This is a genomic window from Treponema sp. OMZ 840, assembly GCF_050937815.1.
GTDB lineage: Bacteria > Spirochaetota > Spirochaetia > Treponematales > Treponemataceae > Treponema_C.
Map to the genome: position 1 here is coordinate 14,420 of NZ_JACDIJ010000017.1, position 20,649 is coordinate 35,068.

Sequence of the window (20,649 nt, forward strand, 5' to 3'; positions counted from 1 at the left end):
CGGTTTTATGGCAGACAAAAACATGGTAATGATTGACGGCAATACCGCCGCCGGTCATGTCGCTCACGCGCTGAGCGAAGTAATTTCTATTTATCCCATTACGCCTTCAAGCCCTATGGGTGAAGTTTCGGATGAATACTCTGCAAAGGGCAGGAAAAATATCTGGGGTACGGTTCCCGATGTTGTGGAAATGCAGTCCGAAGCCGGTGCCGCAGGTGCCGTGCACGGAGCTTTAACCACCGGTGCTTTAAGTACCACCTTTACCGCATCTCAGGGTCTTTTATTGATGATTCCGAATATGTACAAAATTGCGGGTGAATTGACGAGTACCGTGTTTCACGTTGCCGCCCGTGCAATTGCAACCAGCGCATTGTCCATCTTCGGCGACCATCAGGACGTTATGGCATGCCGCCAAACCGGCTGGGCTATGATGGCTTCAAACAGCGTGCAGGAAGTTATGGACTTGTCGGTTATATCCCATTCGGCAACGCTGAAATCCCGCGTTCCGTTTATTCACTTTTTTGACGGATTCCGCACTTCACACGAAATTCAAAAAATAGAAGAAGTATCTTTCGATACAATGCATAAAATGATTGACGACGAGCTGGTGCGCGCACACCGCAAGCGCGGCTTGTCGCCCGAAAATCCGGCAGTACGCGGAACGGCCCAAAACCCGGACACCTATTTCCAAAGCCGTGAAGCCGTAAACAAGTACTACGAAGCGGTTCCCGCCATCGTACAGGAAACGATGGACCTTTTTGCAAAAATAACCGGCAGACAGTATCACTTGTTCGACTATTTCGGTGCAAGCGATGCCGATAAGGTTATTATCCTGATGGGTTCGGGCGCCGAAACGGTTGAAGAAACCGTTGAAGCTTTGAATGCTCAGGGTGCAAAAACCGGATTGTTAAAAGTACGGCTTTACCGCCCCTTCGATGCATCCGCCTTTGTAAAAGCATTGCCCGCTTCCGTAAAAGCCGTTGCAGTGCTTGACCGCACCAAAGAACCCGGCGCCTTAGGCGAGCCCCTGTATCAGGACGTACAAACGGCTTTGGCCGAAACCGGACGCAAAATCGATACCGTTATCGGAGGCCGCTACGGTTTGGGTTCAAAAGAATTTACCCCCGCTATGGTAAAAGCGATTTTCGAAAACCTCGACGGCAAAAAGCAAAATCACTTTACCGTCGGTATTGAAGACGATGTGTCGGGCGCAAGTCTTGCCTACGACGCTTCATGGACGCTTGAAGAAGAGGGCACAAACGAAGCGATGTTCTACGGTTTGGGTTCCGACGGTACCGTAGGTGCAAACAAAAACTCGATTAAAATCATCGGAGACGCCCGCCCCGAAATGAACGCCCAAGCGTATTTTTCATACGACTCGAAAAAGTCCGGCGGTTTTACCGTTTCTCACCTGCGCTTCGGCAAAAAGCCGATCCGCCGCCCCTATTTGATTACAAGTGCTGACTTTGTAGCCTGTCATAAGTTTACCTATATGGAAACCTATCACATGCTCGAAACCGCAAAAAAAGGCGCGTCCTTTTTGTTGAACAGCCCCTATGACGCAAAAACCGTATGGGCGCACATTCCGGTTGAACAGCAGCAGGTTATTCTCGACAAAAAGATGAACTTTTACGTTATCGACGCCTTTAAGATTGCCGAAAAAGCCGGTATGGGCAACCGCATAAACGTTGTTATGCAAGCCGCCTATTTTAAAATTTCAGGCGTATTGCCCGAAGCCGAAGCCGTAGAATACATGAAAAAGTTCATCGAAAAATCCTACGGTAAAAAGGGTGCCGACGTTGTACAAAAAAATATCGCAACCATCGATATGGCTTTGGCGGCAGTCGAAAAAGTCGATTATCCGTCGTCTACGGAAGGTTCGGTACACATGAAGCCCGCTATGGCCGCTTCTCCGGATTCTTTTGTAAAAGACGTATTGGGCAAAATGGCCGTTCAGCAGGGCGATAAGCTTCCCGTAAGCAAGCTGCCCGCCGACGGAACCTTCCCGACCGCAACCACTCAGTTTGAAAAACGTGCAATCGCAGAGCGCGTTCCCCAGTGGGACCCGTCGATTTGTATTCAGTGCGGTCAGTGTACGGTTGTATGTCCTCACGCGGTTATGCGTATGAAAACGCTTACCGATGAGCAGGCTGCAGCCGCTCCCGCCGCATTCAAAACGGCCGAAGTTAAGCCGAAGCCGGAAGCGGGTAAAAAGGTTGTTTTACAGGTTTCGACCGAAGACTGTACCGGATGCGGCGTTTGTGTTTCCGTATGTCCGGTTAAAAACAAAGAAGACGAAACCAAGCGCGCTATCAATATGACTCACTATACGCCCGAAATCCGCGAAGTTGAAGCGAAAAACTGGGACTACTTTATGAGTTTGCCCGATGCGGATCCGGCAACCCTCAACCTGTCCATGCCCAAGGGCTTGGCCTTTAAGCGGCCCCTGTTCGAGTTCAGCGGTGCCTGCGCCGGATGCGGTGAAACGGCTTATGTTCGCTTGTTGAGCCAAATGTTCGGCGACCGTGCGGTTATTGCGAACGCTACCGGCTGTTCTTCAATTTACGGCGGAAACTTACCTTCAACGCCCTATGCAAAGGACGCAAACGGAAGAGGACCTGCATGGTCGAACTCGTTGTTTGAAGACGCGGCCGAATTCGGTATGGGTATGTGCCTTACCGGCGATAAATTGTCCGAATATGCGCGCGAAGTTGCCGCAGCGGCAAAAGAAAAGGGTATCGCCGCTTCAACCTTGGATAAGATTCTTGCGAATCCGCAAAACGACGATGCCGCAATCATTCAACAGCGCGCCTATATTGACGAACTTAAAAAAGAGCTTGCTTCTTCGAGCGACCCCATTGCAAAAGAGCTGGATTCGTTAACCGACCACTTTATCAAGCGCTCGCACTGGATTATCGGAGGCGACGGCTGGGCATACGACATCGGTTTCGGCGGTTTGGATCACACCATCGCTTCCGGACGCAATGTCAACATCCTCGTATTGGACACCGAAGTATATTCCAATACCGGCGGTCAAATGTCCAAGGCGACTCCTATCGGTGCGGTTGCGAAATTCGCGGCTTCCGGTAAGGTTAACAGCAAAAAAGACTTGGGTATGATTGCGATGAGCTACGGCTATGTCTACGTCGCCCACATTGCCTTGGGTGCGAACATGAATCAGGCTATCAAAGCGTTCCGCGAAGCCGAATCCTATAACGGACCTTCAATCGTTATCGCATACAGCCCCTGTATCAACCACGGTATCAATATGGGCGGTACTTTGACGAATCAAAAAGAAGTGGTTTCCTGCGGACTGTGGCCCTTGTACCGCTACGACCCGCGCCTTGCCGATCAGGGAAAAAACCCCTTCCAGCTTGACAGCAAAGAGCCGGATTACAACCTTGCCGACTTTATGTACAAGGAAGTCCGCTTTAAGAGCTTAAAGCTTGCCAACCCCGACCGTGCAGCTATGCTGTTGGACAAGGCGGTTGAACGCGCCAAGCGCCAGTGGAAGGAATACAAGTATCTTGCGGACAGGGATTTCTAAAACCGATTTCGGGGCAGTTCAAAAACGTATGTTTTCGGTTCGGCTGCCCTGATTTTAGATAAATCCGTTGGATGTTCAGACGGGTATTCGATCTTAGGTTCGGATACCCGTTTTTTTATATTACGGCGTTTATGCCCTTGTCTTTTCAATATATATAGGTTACTATTAATGTATGAAACAGCGCGTTTGCCTGACGGCTTTTATATGCATTGTTCTTTTAAGCACATATGCGTGCAAGTCGGCTCCCGGAACCGTAAAAACCGCCGACTTTATGGACGAGAAAACTGCGGAAATCTCTTATGAAGTGCTTATGTCCGGCAGCAACGGCAGAGGATTGCAAACGGAGGTTGTCGAAACTCAGGAGGCGCTGGACAAGCTGTATGGCCGCTTATACGGTTCGGACGGAATAAGGGCGCCGGAAACAGATTTTAAGAAAAAAAAAGTTATTGCCGTTTCGGCGGGAACCTTTAATACGGGCGGCTATGCGGTAGAGCCCGTTTCGATTACGGGTACAAAGGACGCCGTAGAAGCGGTGTTTCGTGTAACTTCTCCCGCCCCCGATCAAATAGTAACACAGGCTTTTACCTATCCCTATATAATAATCTGCATCACGGCTGTTCAATCTACTCGCATTTTGGTCAAAGTGGAAGGGGCGGATAAAAGTTTTTTTAATCGAAAATTTGAATATTAGGAGTTTTTATGAAAGGCTTTTGTAAAATCGCAGCGCTACCGCTCTTTTTTATCGCTCTTGTTTTACTGGCAGGCTGCCCGCAGTCGATAGGGGGCGGAGGAAGTTCGGGAGGCTTTATTGACGAGCCCTATGCGGACTTTTCGACCGTACATGTACAGGTAACCGATTCCATAGGCGGTACATTTGTTTCGGGAACAACGCTTAAGATGTATAAAAGCGGAACAACGGAACAAATCGGAACGTATACGGTAACGGACGGCAAGGTTAAACTTGAAAATCTTGCAACGGAAGCAAGATACGACTTTGAACTTATCGGTATACAGGGTGAATGGGCGGGTTCACGGCTTGAAAATTACAAATTGCCTCCCAGAGCCGAACAAACGCTTTCTTTAATTCAGCCTGTACACGGAATGATTACCCGCGGCATTACACCTCCTAAAATCGATTCAATAAAGAAAGCTAAAACTCTTTTAGACACTTTTACCGACTTATCGGAAAATTCTTTTGTCAATGCGCCCGTTTATATTAAGGTTGTTTTCTCTTCCGATGTCGGTGCCGTCAAAGAAACGGACGGCGGCGGTTTCGGCGCAAAACTCGGTATAGGCAAATCGCCGAACGTATTTACCGGTATCGATGGCAGCATCAAGGTAGAAAAAGAGAATGATTCATTTATTTCCACCGGTATTTTTCGGATAGAAACCCTTTTTAAAGGAAATGACGATTTGGTAATCACCGGCTATGATGTTGCCAATAACCGCATAGAAAGGCATATGCCGCTGAAATTTGAAAATAATAATTCCACACTGGATTTATCCTCCTGTTCTTTTAGAAATCTTTCGGCTTTTGCCGAACGCCTTCCCTATTCCGAAGGTATATTGTCTTTGCAGCCTGTCGGCGGCCGGCGTTCTTCATATAAAATGACGGTGATTTTTGAATTTGTAAATTCGTATGGTACGGATAAGGAAATATTGGGCTTCGATTTATATCGGAGAAAAAAAGGTTCGGCGCGGAAATTTCGTTTTGTAAGCCGCACCTTGTATAATGACTTAGAAACCGAAACGAGCGGATTGGGCTTTCATGCAGGCTTCGATACGGATTCGCAGTTGGAAGAAAATACGGAATACGAATATAAAATCAGGGCCTTTAATGAAAAATATGAAAAATTTTCGCCCGTTATAACGGTCAAGCTTTTGGAATCCTTTACGTATGAATTGACGGAACCTGTCAACAACGCTTATGTGCTGCTTGCGGATACGGCAAATCTTGCATATAAATGCAAAATAAGCAATGCGAATATGTTCAGTCCGGCACAAAGCGATTATATAAGCTTGGGTTTATTGATTAACAAGTTTGACGGTAATCCCGTATTCGGCGCAAGATTTTTTTATCTTCTTAACGGAAGCGGTTCTCCCGATATGTTAATTTTCTTATGTGATGCAGTATCGGGTAATTTGCAAGATCCCGAATGGGTTTCGGACTTGATTGCCGCCGGAAAATTAAGCGCTTACGGTATAACATCCGTCAACGACCTTGTTAAAGTCGATAAGACAACAGGTATCGTCGAGTTTACCAAAAAATTCGTTCAGGTTCCGTTTTTTAATGTTATCCCGATAGGGAGCGACAAGGGGTTAAATCGAGCTATGAACTATGAAACGGGTGTCGCCTACCAATGGGATATTCAGGATTGGGGTTTGAATCCCTATGATTTATACGATGATGAAGCCTTGAGCTTTGTTAAAAATTATCCGTATACGTCTGCCGGCAGTACGACGTATTGTAAATCCATATCACGCGGAAACAATTCGATGAACGGTGCAAATGCAATAAACGGGCGCTTTACCTTTACGGTAACGCCTTAAACGGAGAAAATTATGAAAAAAATAATAACGATTTTAACTGCGGCACTCGGTGCTCTGTTTTTTGCCTGCTCGCCCATTGTAAGCGGAACTTCTTCCGCTTCGGCTTCTTTTAACGAAGGTACGGCATATAAGCCGAATGCAAACGATATTGTCGAAGGTTTTGTTATTGCAAAAACCGCCGACGGTTTTGACAAAGAGCTTTTTACGAATGAAGGTATCGATGTATGCGGAGAGCTTTCTTTAACCGGTACGGGATTTACCTATTGGTATGTGCATAAAAATACCGGCAATGAGGCATTGCTGAAATCCGTATATTCGATAAAAGGCGTGCTTAGTGCAGACAACGACTATAAAGTCGTTCCTCCCGATGTTATGAAACTTAAAGATGTTGTTTTATCCGCATCTTCAACCGAACCCGTTGTGAGTACTCGGGGACTGGGTGACGGCAATGTTTTGCAGGATCCGGTTTCGGATGCAGAAGGCTATGCCCTTGCAATAACAAAGGCGCTGCAAGCTTATAAAGACATAAGCTACGGTACCAATGAGGTTGTTGCAGGCATTATCGATACCGGTATCAATATGAAACACGAGGATTTTAAAAACGGAACGGAATCGATAGTATTGTATGCAAAATCGGCAAAAACGTCCGGCGGTTCATATATCGGAAACGGAAACCCTTTTACCGAAGTGCCGCTCGACTCGAATTGGGATACAGACGGGCACGGTACCCACTGTTCCGGCATTATGTGTGCACTCGGCGATAACAATAAGGGTATCGCAGGCGTTGCATGGAAAAAAACAAAACTTATTTCGTATCAGTCACTAGGTTTTAACGGCGGAGGGACGGAGTGGGCTGTGTACGGCGCTTTAGCCGATTTGACGAATACCGTCGAAATTTTGCGTAAAGCGCCTAGTGCAAGAACGCCGGCTGATAAGGCAAAGCTTCCTTCTTATATTCAAAATACGATTTTTCAAATTACGCAAAAAACGGTTCCGATAAACATGTCGCTCGGCGGTTCCGTCGCTTCCGAATTTGCCTTCGACGTGTTAACGACTGCCGTTAAAAACGATATTTTACCCGTTATCGCTATGGGAAACGAGGGGCGCTATACAGCCGCTTATCCTGCAGCTTTTCCCGGCGTTCTTGCCGTGGGAGCGACAAACGGGCGGGATAAAAAAGCCGTTTTCAGCAACAAGGGAGCATGGATAAGCGTAGCCGCCCCCGGAGAAGGTATCGTTTCCTGTTTCAGCACTCCTTACGGGAATAGTACAGATAGTTATGTATCGATGAGCGGAACTTCCATGGCAGCCCCCTTTGTAACCGGCCTTATAAGCTATTTGCTTTCTTTTGACAATGCGCGCAATTTAACGCCGTATCAAATAAAAACGCTCATTGAAAATACTGCGGATGACAAAGGTGATGCCGGTTTTGATGAAAGCTTCGGGTGCGGGCGTGTAAACGTGTTGGAGGCGGTAAAAAAAGTGCGTGATAATACTGTTCCTGCCGCAAACGATTTTTACGGTGAAGGAGCGGTTACCGTTACGGTAAAACAGGGCGGTAGTCTTGTTCAGGTTACCGAGCCGCTTACCCTCTGCGATGAAAGTACAAAGGTTCCGCTTGCTTATATAAAGCCCAATAATCGGCCGAAGATTGAATTTAAAGGTTTGGTAAAGGGGCGACAGTACTCGATCTTTGCCTCTTATAGCAATACGACAAAAAAGCAGACTTTTACAGTCAGCGGCAATGATCAAGATGTTTTTATTGAATTTTAAGCGGGAGGGTGTGTCGAAGGCCCGATAATGCAAAACATATACACCGATACGCGGGCTCTTGACCGCGCCGCCGTAAGCCGGTTCGGTTTAACCGAAGACATTTTAATGGAAAATGCTGCACGTGCGCTCGAAAATGAGGTTGTGCGTGCGTGCACGGATCGTACGGCGGACATCCGGGTGAATTGTTCACCCGTTTCCGAATGCCGTGTGCTTATTGCCGCAGGCGGGGGCGATAACGGCGGTGACGGCTGGGCACTTGCGCGCAGACTGAACGGAGGCACGATTGAGGACTTTTCCTGTTCGGTTGCCGTGCTTGAAGTTTTTCCGCCCAAATCGCAAGCGTGCATGAGGCAAGCAGAACGCGCGCGCTCGGCAGGCGTTCCGGTTATCCGCAATTTTTCGCGCACGGATTTTATAAAAAATTATCACGTTATCGTCGATTGTATTTTCGGAAGCGGCTTTCACGGTAGTTTGAGCGCTCAAATCGAAAAACTTATTGCCGCTCTTAACAAGGCCGATTGTTTTAAAATCGCCTGCGATATTCCGAGCGGCATAGATTCAAAAGGAGTGGGCACAAGCGCGTTCCGTGCGGATGTAACCGTGTGCATGGGCGCGCTTAAAACGGCGCTGTTCAGCGACTTTGCAAAAAATCATACGGGAAAAATCATAACCGCGCCGCTCGGCGTATCTTCAGCTCTTTTTCAAAACGGAGCCGAGCCCGCCGCCCTGCTGCTTGAGGGCGGTGACTTGCATTTGCCCGAGCGTACTCAAATGTCCGTTCACAAGGGTGATTTCGGACACGCGGCCGTATATGCGGGCGATAAAGCGGGGGCGGGCGTGATTGCTTCCTGTGCCGCCTTCCGCTGCGGTGCAGGCTTGGTAAGTCTTATACATCCTGAAGGCCGCCCCTTGCAGGGGCTTTGCTGTGAAAACAATCAGAAACAGGAGAAAAATCGGGAACAGGAAGGATGTCGGGAGCAGGACGGCTTTCCGTTTTATATAATGCAAACGGAAAATCTTCCCGAAAAGGCAAACCTTATTGTTGCAGGTCCCGGTTTCGGACGCAATGATGTAAAGCGGGCGGAAAAAGTTTTTTCCGTACTTGAAGCGAATCCGGAGCTGAACGGCGTTTTGGATGCCGATATTTTTTATTATGAGGGAATAAAAAAGCTGTTGGAACGGCGGCCTGCGGGCCGGCCTACAGGCTTGGTTTTAACGCCGCACCCTAAGGAGTTTCAAAGTTTGCTTGCCCTCTGCGGCTTCGGAACCCTGTCGGTTCAGGAGATTGCGGAAAAACGTTTGGAACTTGTAAGCGCCTTTTGCTCAAAATATCCCGAAGTTGTTTTGCTTCTCAAGGGGGCGAACGCGGTTATCGGCTTACACAGGGCTGAAGATGTAAAACCGCATTTATATATAAATACCTTAGGTATGCCCTGTTTGGCAAAGGGCGGAAGCGGCGATGTGCTTGCAGGTTTTATTGCCGGTCTTTTGGCCCAAAGATACAGCCCCCTCGATGCGGCAATTCAGGGCTCGCTGCTTTTAGCTGCGGTTTCGCGTTTGCAAAAATCTTCTTATTCGTCCACGCCCTTTACCCTGATACAAAGTTTGGAAGAGCCTGAAAAACTGAAAAGGGTTTTGGAAGAATGGGGGAAAAATATCGGCATTCCACTTGAAAATACCGGGCAACATAAATTCCGATAAAGGCGGATTTTCAGAGAGCCGTTCAATTTTCTTGACAAATATTGAATAAAGATTTATTATTAAATTAGAATTCAGTTTTAAGATAGGGTAAAAAATGGCTCAAGTATTAAAAGAAGAAGTAAAAAATAAAATACTCGCTGCGGCTGTAAAGGTCTTTTATGAAAAAGATTATAGGTCTGCAAAACTCACGGACATTGCGGAAAAAGCCGATGTTCCCGTCGCTCTTATTTACACATATTTTAAAGATAAAGCTTCTTTGTTTGATGAGGTAGTCGGCGGTATTCTTAATCGAATCATTAAAATGATGGAAGAAGAAGAAAAAATGGAAGCCGGCAGCCCTTACGAAAGATTTACCCAAGGCGGAGGCATTCAGCTTCCGGAGCTTTTACGGGAAAGAATCAAGCTCATTATTTTAATTGATAAAAGTTCGGGAACCAAACATGAAAGTGCAAAAGATATGTGGGTTAAGCGGTTGGAGCAGCATATAAAAGACGGCTTAAAACGGTATTCAAAAACAAAACACGATCCCATGCTTGCCCATATCTTAGCAAATAATTATGTGGAAAATCTGATGGAAATTGCACGGCATTATAAAAATGAAAAATGGGCCGAAGATATGCTCTTTGTTCTTAATAAATGCTATTTTAACGGCGTTGAATCACTGTAATTTAAATGTCCGCATTTTGTGAGGATGAAAAACGGTAAAAACTGACTTTGAAGTTAGCGACAGAAAACTTTTAGCTTAATATTGAATTAAAATTCAATATTATTCAATTTTAGGAGTTTGTATGAATGAAAAAGAATTGAAAAAACAGGTAACGGGTAAAAACTTTTTACCCAATCTGCTGCTTGCTCTTAAAATAGTATTTGACCTGATACCCCAGGTTTTATTGGTGCTGATGATAAGCAAATTGTTTTCAAAAGAAATTACGCAACCGCATTTTAAAATGTTCATTACGGGTATGCTGATTTCTTTTGTTTTAAAAGCTGTGTTTAACTATCTTGCAACAAAGACAGCTCATGACAGAGCTTTCGGCAAATTGACGGAGTTACGGCTTGCAATAATCGATCACTTAAAAAAACTCACTTTAGGCTTTTTTAAAAAGCATAACACGGGCGAGCTTACCAGTATTATCGAACACGATGTAGAGCAGGTCGAAATATATCTTGCTCACGGGCTTCCTGAAATTATGTCGGCAACCCTTCTTCCCGCCTTGGTTTTTATTGCAATGCTTTTTATAGATTACAGACTTGCTTTGATAATGATTGCAGGGGTTCCGCTCATGTTTCTTGTAAAAGAATTATCCGCAAAGACAATGCAAAAAAGATTTCAAATGTATTTTTCGAGAGAAATGAAGATGAGGGAAGACATGATGGAATATGTAAAAAACATTGCCGTTATAAAGGCTTTTGCAAAAGAAGAAAGCTTTAGCGGACAAACTTTGGCTTCTGCACGCTCTTATGTTCAGGATGTAAAAAAGAGTATGGGTGCCGTTACGGGCCCGATGGTTCTCATAGATATTTTTATGGAAGCCGGAACTGTTGCGGTTATGATTTTAGGGAGCATTTTGCTCTTACATCAAAATATTTCTACGGCGCAATTTATACTGTCCGTTATTTTATCTTCGGTCTTTGTGTCGGCGATAAGTAAAACGGCAACCCTTCATCATTTTTCCATCGTGTTTACCGAAAAAATCAAAAGCATAGCCAAGATTTTATGTGCTCCTCTTTCAAAAGAAAAAATCAGCGAACAATTAAAACCCGGCGACATAGAATTTACAAATGTAAATTTTAAGTACGAAAAAGACGGCTTTGCCTTACAAGATATCAATTTAAAATTTACGGAAACCGGTTTAAATGCTCTTGTCGGTCCCAGCGGCTGCGGCAAAAGCACCCTTGCAAATCTCATTATGGGATTTTGGGATGTCGATTCAGGTTTGCTCACCATTTCGGGCAAAGATATTTCGCGCTATGACACGGACAGTATTTCCGCCCTTATAGGAAGTGTCCAGCAGGAAGTTATCCTTTTTAATATGAGCATCTTCGAAAATATTGCAATCGGTAAGGCGGGAGCTTCTGAAGCGGAAGTTATAGAAGCCGCTAAAAAAGCACGGTGCCACGATTTTATTTCCGCCCTGCCTAGGGGCTACAACACAAAAGTCGGCGAGATGGGCGTAAAACTTTCAGGCGGAGAAAAACAGCGCATTTCCATCGCACGAATGATTCTTAAAAATGCTCCGATTTTAATTTTGGACGAAGCGATGGCCGCCGTCGACAGCGAAAACGAAAAACTCATAAACGAAGCCGTCGAAGAATTAAGAAAAAATAAAACGGTCATCACGATAGCCCATCATCTGAACACAATCCGCAACGCCGATCAAATTGTAGTTATGGACAAGGGCCGCATTTTGGATTCGGGAGCACATACCGAATTGATAAACCGCTGTCCCTTTTATAAAGAAATGGTAGACGCTCAAAATAAAGTGGACAGCTGGAACGTTGCAGGGTAATTAGAGAGTACTTTAACGGAGGTTTTATGAATAAAGATAAACTTATATTTATTGAAAACGGCGATTTGCGGAAAGTTCTTTTGGCGATGGGACTGCCGATGACTGCCGGTATGATTGTTACCGCTCTTTACAATGCGGCGGATGCATATTTTGTGTCGGGGCTGGGAAACAGTGCGTTTGCAGCAGTGAGCATTGTGTTTCCGCTTATGCAGATTATCCTCGGTATCGCTCTGACGTTCAGTAACGGAGCGGCATCGTATATCGCGCGGCTTTTGGGCGCGGGCAGCATTCCCCGTGCGCAAAACACCGCGGCAACGGCGGTCAGCTTTGCACTGGGAAGCTCGGCGGCGGTGATTGCATTTTTTTTGCTCTTTCTTGAGCCTGTTTTGCGCTTTGCGGGAGCGTCAGAGTCCACCCTTTACACCGCCGAAGTGTATGCACGCATTATCATCATTTCAGGCTTTTTTACCGTCTTCAATGTTACGGCGGGAGGGATTTTAACGGCGCAGGGCAAGCCGCACAAAACCATGCTGATGATGAGCACAGGAGCCGCTTTGAATATCATTTTGGATCCGATTTTTATTTATCCGCTCGGCATGGGCGTTGCAGGGGCCGCTTACGCAACGGCGGTATCGCAGGGACTTTCAACACTTTTATACACAATCGAAATAAACAAAAAAGATAACGCCGTACATTTCAGCTTCCGTTACACCGTATGCGATAAAGAAATACTTGCACAGATTTTTAAAATAGGCTTTCCGATATTCCTGTATCAATTTTTTGCATCGGCGGCAATCGGATTAACGAACAAGGCAGCTGCTCCCTACGGCGATGAAGTGATTTCGGCAATGGGAATCATGCTGCGCGTAACGGCGATCGGCTTATACATTGTGTTCGGCTTCACCAAGGGGCTGCTGCCTGTCATCGGCATAAATTACGGAGCGGGCAACATGCAGCGGGTAAAAGAGGCAGTGCGCATTACCAACAAATGGGGCGCGGTTTTTTGCACCGCATTTGCGCTCATACTAATCGGAACCTATCCGTTTATCATCAAACTCTTTTCGCACAACGCCTCCGCATTTTTAAAAGACACCGCCGCAAAAGCCCTCATTTACAACGGCATTGTCTTCATCTTCTTTGCGTATCAAAGCGTGTACTGTGCAGCCTTTTCCGCAATGGGTAAGGCAAAGGAAGGAGGACTGCTCAACCTTTCGCGGCAAGGACTGTTTTTTATCCCGCTGATTTTCATCCTCCCGAAACTCTTCGGCTTAACGGGACTCCTCTTCGTCCAACCCGCCGCAGACCTCTGCACCGTCCTTTTAACAAAATACTTCTTAGTCAAAAACAGAGCACTGTTTAAGGGAACGGAGAATAATTAAGGAGTATTTATGTATAAAGAATTATTTGCATGTTTGAGTAAGAAGGGAAAAATCGATGTATGTATTTCGTCATTGTTTTTTACATTGTACGGATTAAGCTCGGTGGGAATGCTTCTTACGGTGTTTTCGATTTTGTTTAAGATTAATGAGGGAACTCAAGTTGAGGGGCTCTATGTTGATTTTGCGGTTTTGATAGGCTTGGTTATTTTTAAGGGTCTTTGCAATATGATTGCAGACTTAAAAAAACACGGGGCAGGCTTTGATGTGGTGCAGCAAATAAGGGAGCGTATGATTGTAAAATTAAAACTCTTTAGTTTGGGCTTTTATACGAATGAGCGGTTGGGAGAATTAAACACGATTCTTCATAAGGATGTGGACAATATGTCAATGGTGGTAGGGCACATGTGGCCAAGGATGTTTGGCGATTTTCTTATCGCCCTTGCGGTTTTTACAGGTCTAGCCTTCATCAATATGAAGTTTGCCCTTATTATGGCAGCCTCGCTTCCGCTTGCACTTTTCTATCTTTTTTACACAATTAAAAAGGCGCAAAAAATTGAAAGCCGAAACAATTCAGCCCTTGCCGATATGGTAAGTTTATTTGTCGAGTATGTGCGCGGTATTCCTGTGTTAAAAAGTTTTTCGCATAATAAGAGCCTTGACAATGAACTTTTTGAAAAGACAAAAATATTCGGCGAAACAAGCAAGTCATCTTCCCGATTTAAAGCAAGACAGCTTTCGGTTTTTTCGTTTTTAATCGATGCAGGATATTTTGTTCTTTTAGTTTATTCGGGTCTTGCCGCACTTAAAGGGAGTATTAATGTACTTGACTTTATGATTATCGCTGTAGTTTCAAAAGAATTTTATAAACCCTTTGCGGCTATGGAAACTCACTACATGTATTATGTGTCGGCGGTAGATAGCTATCACCGCTTAGGTAAAATTCTTCATGCCGAGGTAATAGCCGATAAAACGGACGGCATCATTCCTTTACAAAACGATATTGTTTTTGAAGATGTGGAATTTTCTTATGAAGAAGATAAGTTTAAAATGGAAAAGGTAAGTTTTACTGTTCCGGAGAAAACAATGACGGCCCTCGCAGGAGAATCGGGAAGCGGTAAGACGACAATAACGAATTTGCTTTTGCGGTTTTACGATGTACAAGCAGGGAGCATTAAGATCGGCGGTGCCGATATCCGCGATATTCCCTATGACGAGCTTTTGGACAGAATCGGCATTGTTATGCAAAACGTACAGCTTTTTGATAACACAATCGAAGAAAATATCCGCGTCGGGAAAAAAGTTGCTTCCAAAGAAGAAATTATTGAGGCTTGCAAAAAAGCGAGGATACACGATTTTATTATGAGCCTTCCCGATAATTACGCAACCGATATAGGCGAAAACGGAGGTCTCTTATCCGGCGGACAGCGTCAGCGTATTTCGATTGCACGAGCTTTTTTAAAAGACGCTCCGATTTTAATTCTCGATGAGATGACAAGCAATGTCGACCCCGTAAACGAATCCCTTATTCAAGAAGCAATCACAGAGCTTTCAAAAAACAGAACGGTACTGGTCATCGCTCATCATTTAAAGACTATCCAAAAAGCTGATCAAATCCTCATATTCCAAAAGGGGAGCCTTGTCGAAAAAGGAAAACACGATGAGCTTTTAAAAAACGGAACTTACTACAAGCGGCTTTGGAAAGCGCAGTGCGGGAGCGGTATAGAAAGGTAATGTTGTATGTACATTTTTTATCTTCGCACTACTTGCCGAAAAAAAAGCTTTTTTGTAAAATGTGCAAATTATGAAAGAAGCCCAAGCTTTTGCCGGCACAAAGATGTTCGATGTTTTGAATGCCGTCGATGCCGTATACAATGATATAGATAAAAGTCAAGCCTTATGGAAACAAAAAACGCCGGCGCCCTGTCCGGACGGCTGCGGCCGCTGCTGCGAGCATTTTGAACCGGATGTGTACGAATACGAAGCCCTTTATCTTGCAGCTTGGCTTCTTGTGCACGAAGAAAAACTTGCGGAAGAAATACGGCTGCACGGGGCGGATTTTTCGCTGAACCATACGGACGGCTGCCTTTTATTCGATCCCTACAATCCTTATCATTGCAGGGCTTACGGCGGGCGCTGCCTTATTTGCCGCCTTTTTGCCCATTCGGGAACGCGCGGTAAAGATATGAAAATGCGTTGGAAGCCGTGTAAGTTTATCGAAGGTGCCGGACAAAACCGGGAACACCGCGAGTACGGCGAAAATGAATTGCTTGAACGCTTCGGCTCTCTTCCGCCGGATATGGCGCAGGCTGCCGCCCGCCTTATGGCTTTAAATCCCGAAAATACGGAAACCCGGCCGCTCCGCGAAGAGCTTCCTTGTGCAATAGAAAAGCTGAAGCTTATTTTGCGCTTTTTAACGCCGCCGGAACCGAATTCTCCGGAACCCGATTTACCCTCGCCGTGCCCTTTGAGTGCATAGTGGATGGGCATCTTGGTTCAGTTACGGCTGTTTTACCATGCCGGCCGTTTGTTTACCCTGTCGCTTTTATTCTTTTTACTCAAAGGCCGGATAGCCTGTTTTGCGGAACAAATAGCTTCCCTGCCTTTCTTCTATGACGCGGCCGTTTTTTACGCAAACTTTACCGCCTAAAAGAACGTATTTTGCCTGACCTTTGATTTCTATGCCTTCGTAGGGAGTGTAGCCGCCGCGATGTAAATTATTATCGTCACCGATTACGGTCGAAACATCGGGATTCCATACAGTTATATCGGCTGCCGCTCCTCTGTTCAAACTGCCGCGCGACGGATAAAGGCCGAATATCTTCGCAGGGTTTTCGCTCATGAGTGCCGAAAATTGGGCGGGTGTTAAGCGGAAGCCCGGCGCAAGCTCTTTTTTTTCGGTTTTGTCTTGTTGAGCGGTGCAGGCGGCGGTAAAAATCAGTGCGGCCCGGTATTGGGCGCCCGAAATTCCCGGCGCTACCTTGGAAAAATTCTTTTTTGCCGCTTTTTCCTGTTCGGCAAAATCGAATACCGCGTGATTCGAACAAATCACATCAAGGCAGGAATTGTCTTTTGCACCGGGTGCTTTATCCGCCTTTGTTTTCATCAATTCTTTTTGCAAAGCTTTTAAATCCGGCTTTTTTCGAAGCGGCGGGTTGCAGATAAAGCGCGCTCCGGCAAAACCTCCTTTTCGGTACAAGCTGTCGGTTAAAAGAAGATAGTGCGGACAGGTTCCGGCGAAAAAGTTTTGGCCGCGCTTTTTTGCAAGTTTTATCTGCTCCAAACTTTGTTTTGCCGATACGTTCAAAATATAAACGGGAATATCGGCCATTTGAGCAAGGGCTAAAAAGCGGCTTATAGCTTCGGCTTCAACGGCAGGAGGGCGGCTTACAGGATGAGAGGACGGTCTTTTTTTTCGATTTTCAAGCTGTTCTTCAACAAGGTGTTTTACCATGTCGGCGTTTTCACAGTGGCAGCAAATTAAAGCTTTGTGTTCTTTTGCCGCGTTCAGTATTTCAAATATTTCAGGATCGCTTAATTGGATATTTTCTCCGGTCATATAGACTGCATAACTTGAAACGCCGCGCATAACGGTTTTTTCCATTTGTCCTTTTAATGCTTCGGCAGGACTCATTTGTTCTTTTTTTTGCTCCGCTTTTTGAGCGCCCTCTTGCCTCTCGGTATCTTCGTCATTTTTTTCGGCGGCTTCTTCGTCCGTCCGGACGGCGGTTCCCACAGAGGTAACGGCTATGTGAAAGCCGTAATTACAGCTGCTTTTATGCAATGCGCTCGTATGCTGTTCATCCAAGGCGTCCTGCAAGCTTTGTCCTTTTTTTTGTACGGCGCAGTTGATAATCGATGTGGTGCCTCCGGCAAGGGCCGCCTTGGTTCCGCTTTCAAAATCGTCGGGACTGCAAACGGGATCTTTTTCTCCCGGAATAAAGGCTTTTGTTTCCAGGCGCGTAAAAGCGTCGATAAAACCGGGAAAAACATAACAGCCTTCGGCGTCCAAAAGTTCGCTTTCGGCACGGCGCAGTAAACTGCCGAGTAAAAGATTCGGTTTTGTTTTTACGATTCGGCCGTTTTCAACAAGGATATCCGCTTTTTTTTCAATGCCGCCGGAAACGACGACTCCGTTTGTAATGATAACACGCTGTGTGCAGTCTTTGGTGTCCGCCATACTTTGAGTATATCACAAGTATATTTTTTTTACTATAATTTAAATTGTCTATAGGCCCCGCCGGCACGGCTGAAGCATACTCGTTGACACGGCGGCGGCATACGGGTAGTATTTACAAATGGATTTAATAGAAATGGCAGTGTTTTTGGGAAATTACGGCACACAATACAAAAAAAACCGCCACAATGCGGCGTGGCTTTTTGCCGATTCCGTATCCGCGCTGTCCTGCGCAAACTGGAGTGCAAAGTTTAAGGGCGAGGCGGCAAGCATAACGGCCGGAGGACGGAAAATTCAGCTTTTAAAGCCGCACACCTTTATGAACCTTTCCGGCGAAAGCATTGTACCGGCCGCTTCTTTTTATAAGATAAAACCGGAGCGTATTTTAATCGTTCATGACGAATTGGAACTGCCTGCGGGTACCTTCGGCTTAAAATATGCGGGCGGCTTGGGCGGGCACAACGGACTGCGCTCTGCAAAATCTTGTTTGGGAACGGCCGACTTTTGGCGGCTTCGTTTCGGCATAGGACGTCCCCCTCACGATGACGTGTCGTCCTGGGTACTCGGCGATTTTTCTTCCGGCGAAAAAGCGGCGATGAATGCCGCCTTTGAAGCGGCAACCCCCTTGTTTGAAGCCCTCTTAACGCAGGAGCCGGACAGCCTCCTTGACAAGTGGAAAAAAGTCAAAGCAAACCTTGACGAATAAAAGGGCTATGCATAAAAGGACTATATATGAAAATTGAAAACAATAATCGAAAAATTGAAGAACAAAAAGAAGCGCTTGAAGCCGCTTCGGGCTTTAAAACCCTGTACGGGATTATCAAAACGCTTCGCGCTCCGGGCGGCTGTCCTTGGGACAGGGAACAAACGCCCCTTTCTTTGCGGCCGACCCTTTTGGAAGAAACCTACGAAGCCTTGGACGCGCTTAGCGAATACGAAAAAAGCGGCGCTTCATCCCATGTAAAAGAGGAACTCGGCGATGTGATGCTGAACGCCGCGATGATAGGCTATATGTTCGAACAGGACGGAGATTTTACCGTCGCCGACATCTTTGATGAAGTATGCGAAAAGCTTGTGCGCCGCCACCCTCACGTGTTTCCCGAATCCGAAGGCAGGGTAAACGCCCTTGCCCATGCCGAAACACCCGAACAGGTTTTAAATCAATGGGATGCGATTAAGGCGGGCATCGAAGGACGCAAAGCCGGCGACAGTATTCTTGACGGGGCAGGGAAGGGCTTGGACCCCTTAACCCGCGCCTTTAAAATGCAAAAAAAAGCGGCGAAAAAGGGCTTTGACTGGAGTGAAGCCGCGGCGGTTCGTGAAAAGGTTCTTGAAGAAATCGCCGAAATCGATGAAGCCGTCCGTCGAAGGGCCGATGCACCGCTGCAAACGGCAGGGCAAAATCAAAGCACCGTCGAAGATGAAATAGGGGATTTACTGTTTGCCGTCGTAAATTGGGCGCGTCATCTCGGAGTTGCTCCGGCCGTCGCCTTGGAAAAAGCGAATGCAAAATTCCGCCGCCGTTTTAAATACGTTGAAAAACGCTGCAAAGAAGGCAATATAGAAATGCAAAAAGAAAATCTGGCTGTTATGGATTCTTTTTGGGATAAGGCAAAGACCGAAGAACGGTAAAAACAGGGGTGCTGGTACTTTTGCAAAAAATGTGCTATAATGAAAGTTCATTATGTGTTTTAAGCGCACAAAATACGTAAATATAAAAGAGGTTTGTATGAATATAAATGATCTTATCCGCTCCGAACAGGACGAAAAAGAAAAAAAGAATGACGCGGAGGGCGCTGAAGGTCTTGCTTTGCAGTTTTTAAAAACGCGGCAAATATTATTGACCGGCGAAATAGACAAGGCTTTGTCGGAAAAAATCATCCGGCAGCTTTTGATTTTGGAAGCGGCAGGCGATAAGCCCATCTATCTTTTTATCGATTCTCCCGGAGGAGATGCGGATGCGGGCTACGGTATCTTCGATATGATACGCTTTATCAATGCACCCGTTTATACGATAGGCATGGGGCTTGTCGCTTCGGCTGCGGCTCTGGTATTGCTTGCTTCCCCGAAAGAACGGCGTGCGGCTCTTCCGAACAGCCATTTTTTAATTCACCAGCCTTTAAGCGGCATAAAGGGTGTTGCGACCGAAATCGAGATTCACGCCAAAGAGCTTGAAAAAATGCGCGCGCGCATTAATAAACTTATCGCCGAAGAAACGGGAAAGCCGCTTGCACAGGTTGCAAAAGATACCGACCGCGACTGCTGGCTTAACGCCGAAGAAGCGTTTTCTTACGGCTTGGTAAGTAAAATCATAGCGTCGCGCAAGGATTTGAAAAAATAGCCGAAGGAACAGGGCCTTCCGTTGAAGAAATTGAAGCCCTTTAAGTACGCCGCCTTTATCGCGCATGTCTACGATAAAACCGCATACCCGTATTTGAAGCGTCCGCATACAGGCATTCGAGCCGTTCGTATGCCTGTATGGAACATTTTTTCGGAACTCTGAAAGTCGAAAGCGGATACAATGAACTGATCAAAATCAGAACTCCGACAGAAAAAGAAGTGAGGGCACTGATTGACAATTTTATAACATATTACAATAATGAGCGTATTCAAAAAAATCTTGGCTGGCAGCCGCCGGTCGAAAAATCTGCTTAAACTGTCCTAAAATGTGGGGGCAGTTCACCCTGTCCGCAGCTCCCCCTTATTCACAGTTCCGCACAAGGACGTTCGGGAAAGCTATAAGTAATGAGTTTTGGGCGGCAAAATGCCACAGATAAAACATCCTGTTTTAAATCCCGTGCACGGACGCACGGGAAAACTGCAAGTAATGAGTTTCGGGCACCGCCCGAAACTCAAGTTAAAAACCGCACAGGACGTGCGGTTTTTAAACCTACTCCATCGTTACAACAATGCCGAGTGCTTCTGAGTTGTCGTCGGTAAGGACGGTTACTTGGGCATCGGAGTCAGAGGAAATGCCTGATGTGAACTTCCAATAAGCGGCTTTTTGAAAGGGGC

General features: G+C 46.0%; 15 protein-coding genes. 14 read left to right on the forward strand and 1 reads right to left on the reverse strand.

Annotated features, from left to right (window positions below; all coding sequences use genetic code 11):
- Window positions 1-7: 7 nt before the first annotated feature.
- The 10 genes from nifJ to H0R92_RS13125 all read left to right on the forward strand — a co-directional run bounded on the left by nifJ (window position 8) and on the right by H0R92_RS13125 (window position 15,936).
- On the forward strand, window positions 8-3,547 hold the full coding sequence (gene nifJ / locus H0R92_RS13080; RefSeq protein WP_432965776.1) for a pyruvate:ferredoxin (flavodoxin) oxidoreductase: 3,540 nt from the start codon (window positions 8-10) through the stop codon (window positions 3,545-3,547).
- A gap of 172 nt (window positions 3,548-3,719) precedes the next feature.
- On the forward strand, window positions 3,720-4,238 hold the full coding sequence (prcB, locus tag H0R92_RS13085; RefSeq protein WP_432965779.1) for a dentilisin complex subunit PrcB: 519 nt from the start codon (window positions 3,720-3,722) through the stop codon (window positions 4,236-4,238).
- 8 nt (window positions 4,239-4,246) lie between these two features.
- The gene (gene prcA / locus H0R92_RS13090) at window positions 4,247-6,097 is read left to right on the forward strand and encodes a dentilisin complex subunit PrcA (RefSeq protein WP_432965782.1); all 1,851 of its coding nucleotides are present in this window, start codon (window positions 4,247-4,249) and stop codon (window positions 6,095-6,097) included.
- 12 nt (window positions 6,098-6,109) lie between these two features.
- The gene (gene prtP, locus H0R92_RS13095; RefSeq protein WP_432965785.1) at window positions 6,110-7,870 is read left to right on the forward strand and encodes a dentilisin complex serine proteinase subunit PrtP; all 1,761 of its coding nucleotides are present in this window, start codon (window positions 6,110-6,112) and stop codon (window positions 7,868-7,870) included.
- 27 nt (window positions 7,871-7,897) lie between these two features.
- On the forward strand, window positions 7,898-9,571 hold the full coding sequence (locus tag H0R92_RS13100) for an NAD(P)H-hydrate epimerase (RefSeq protein WP_432965787.1): 1,674 nt from the start codon (window positions 7,898-7,900) through the stop codon (window positions 9,569-9,571).
- A gap of 94 nt (window positions 9,572-9,665) precedes the next feature.
- Window positions 9,666-10,238 carry a TetR/AcrR family transcriptional regulator gene (locus tag H0R92_RS13105; protein WP_432965790.1) on the forward strand — a complete coding sequence of 191 codons (573 nt, stop codon included), beginning with the start codon at window positions 9,666-9,668 and terminating at the stop codon, window positions 10,236-10,238.
- Window positions 10,239-10,359: 121 nt separating this feature from the next.
- A complete protein-coding gene (locus H0R92_RS13110; protein WP_432965793.1) occupies window positions 10,360-12,081 on the forward strand; it encodes an ABC transporter ATP-binding protein in 1,722 nt (573 codons plus the stop codon).
- Window positions 12,082-12,107: 26 nt separating this feature from the next.
- Window positions 12,108-13,460 carry an MATE family efflux transporter gene (locus H0R92_RS13115; protein WP_432965796.1) on the forward strand — a complete coding sequence of 451 codons (1,353 nt, stop codon included), beginning with the start codon at window positions 12,108-12,110 and terminating at the stop codon, window positions 13,458-13,460.
- Between the two features lie 9 nt (window positions 13,461-13,469).
- Window positions 13,470-15,191, forward strand: a complete 1,722-nt coding sequence (locus tag H0R92_RS13120) for an ABC transporter ATP-binding protein (protein WP_432965799.1) — start codon at window positions 13,470-13,472, stop codon at window positions 15,189-15,191.
- A gap of 70 nt (window positions 15,192-15,261) precedes the next feature.
- The gene (locus H0R92_RS13125; protein WP_432965802.1) at window positions 15,262-15,936 is read left to right on the forward strand and encodes a YkgJ family cysteine cluster protein; all 675 of its coding nucleotides are present in this window, start codon (window positions 15,262-15,264) and stop codon (window positions 15,934-15,936) included.
- Window positions 15,937-16,011: 75 nt separating this feature from the next.
- Here H0R92_RS13125 and H0R92_RS13130 read toward each other — a convergent pair whose 3' ends face one another.
- A complete protein-coding gene (locus tag H0R92_RS13130; protein WP_432965805.1) occupies window positions 16,012-17,637 on the reverse strand; it encodes an amidohydrolase family protein in 1,626 nt (541 codons plus the stop codon).
- Between the two features lie 118 nt (window positions 17,638-17,755).
- Here H0R92_RS13130 and pth point away from each other — a divergent pair, with 118 nt between their 5' ends.
- The 4 genes from pth (at window position 17,756) to H0R92_RS13150 (ending at window position 20,289) form a co-directional block, all read left to right on the forward strand.
- Entirely contained in the window at window positions 17,756-18,340 is a 585-nt protein-coding gene (pth, locus tag H0R92_RS13135) for an aminoacyl-tRNA hydrolase (protein ID WP_432965808.1), read from the forward strand.
- A 26-nt stretch (window positions 18,341-18,366) separates the two neighbouring features.
- Window positions 18,367-19,266: a nucleoside triphosphate pyrophosphohydrolase gene (mazG, locus tag H0R92_RS13140; RefSeq protein WP_428769256.1), complete on the forward strand. Its 900-nt coding sequence runs from the start codon at window positions 18,367-18,369 to the stop codon at window positions 19,264-19,266.
- 97 nt (window positions 19,267-19,363) lie between these two features.
- Complete coding sequence (locus tag H0R92_RS13145) at window positions 19,364-19,975, forward strand: ATP-dependent Clp protease proteolytic subunit (RefSeq protein WP_432965812.1); 612 nt, start codon at window positions 19,364-19,366, stop codon at window positions 19,973-19,975.
- An 83-nt stretch (window positions 19,976-20,058) separates the two neighbouring features.
- Window positions 20,059-20,289, forward strand: a complete 231-nt coding sequence (locus H0R92_RS13150) for an IS3 family transposase (RefSeq protein ID WP_432965815.1) — start codon at window positions 20,059-20,061, stop codon at window positions 20,287-20,289.
- Window positions 20,290-20,649 lie beyond the last annotated feature (360 nt).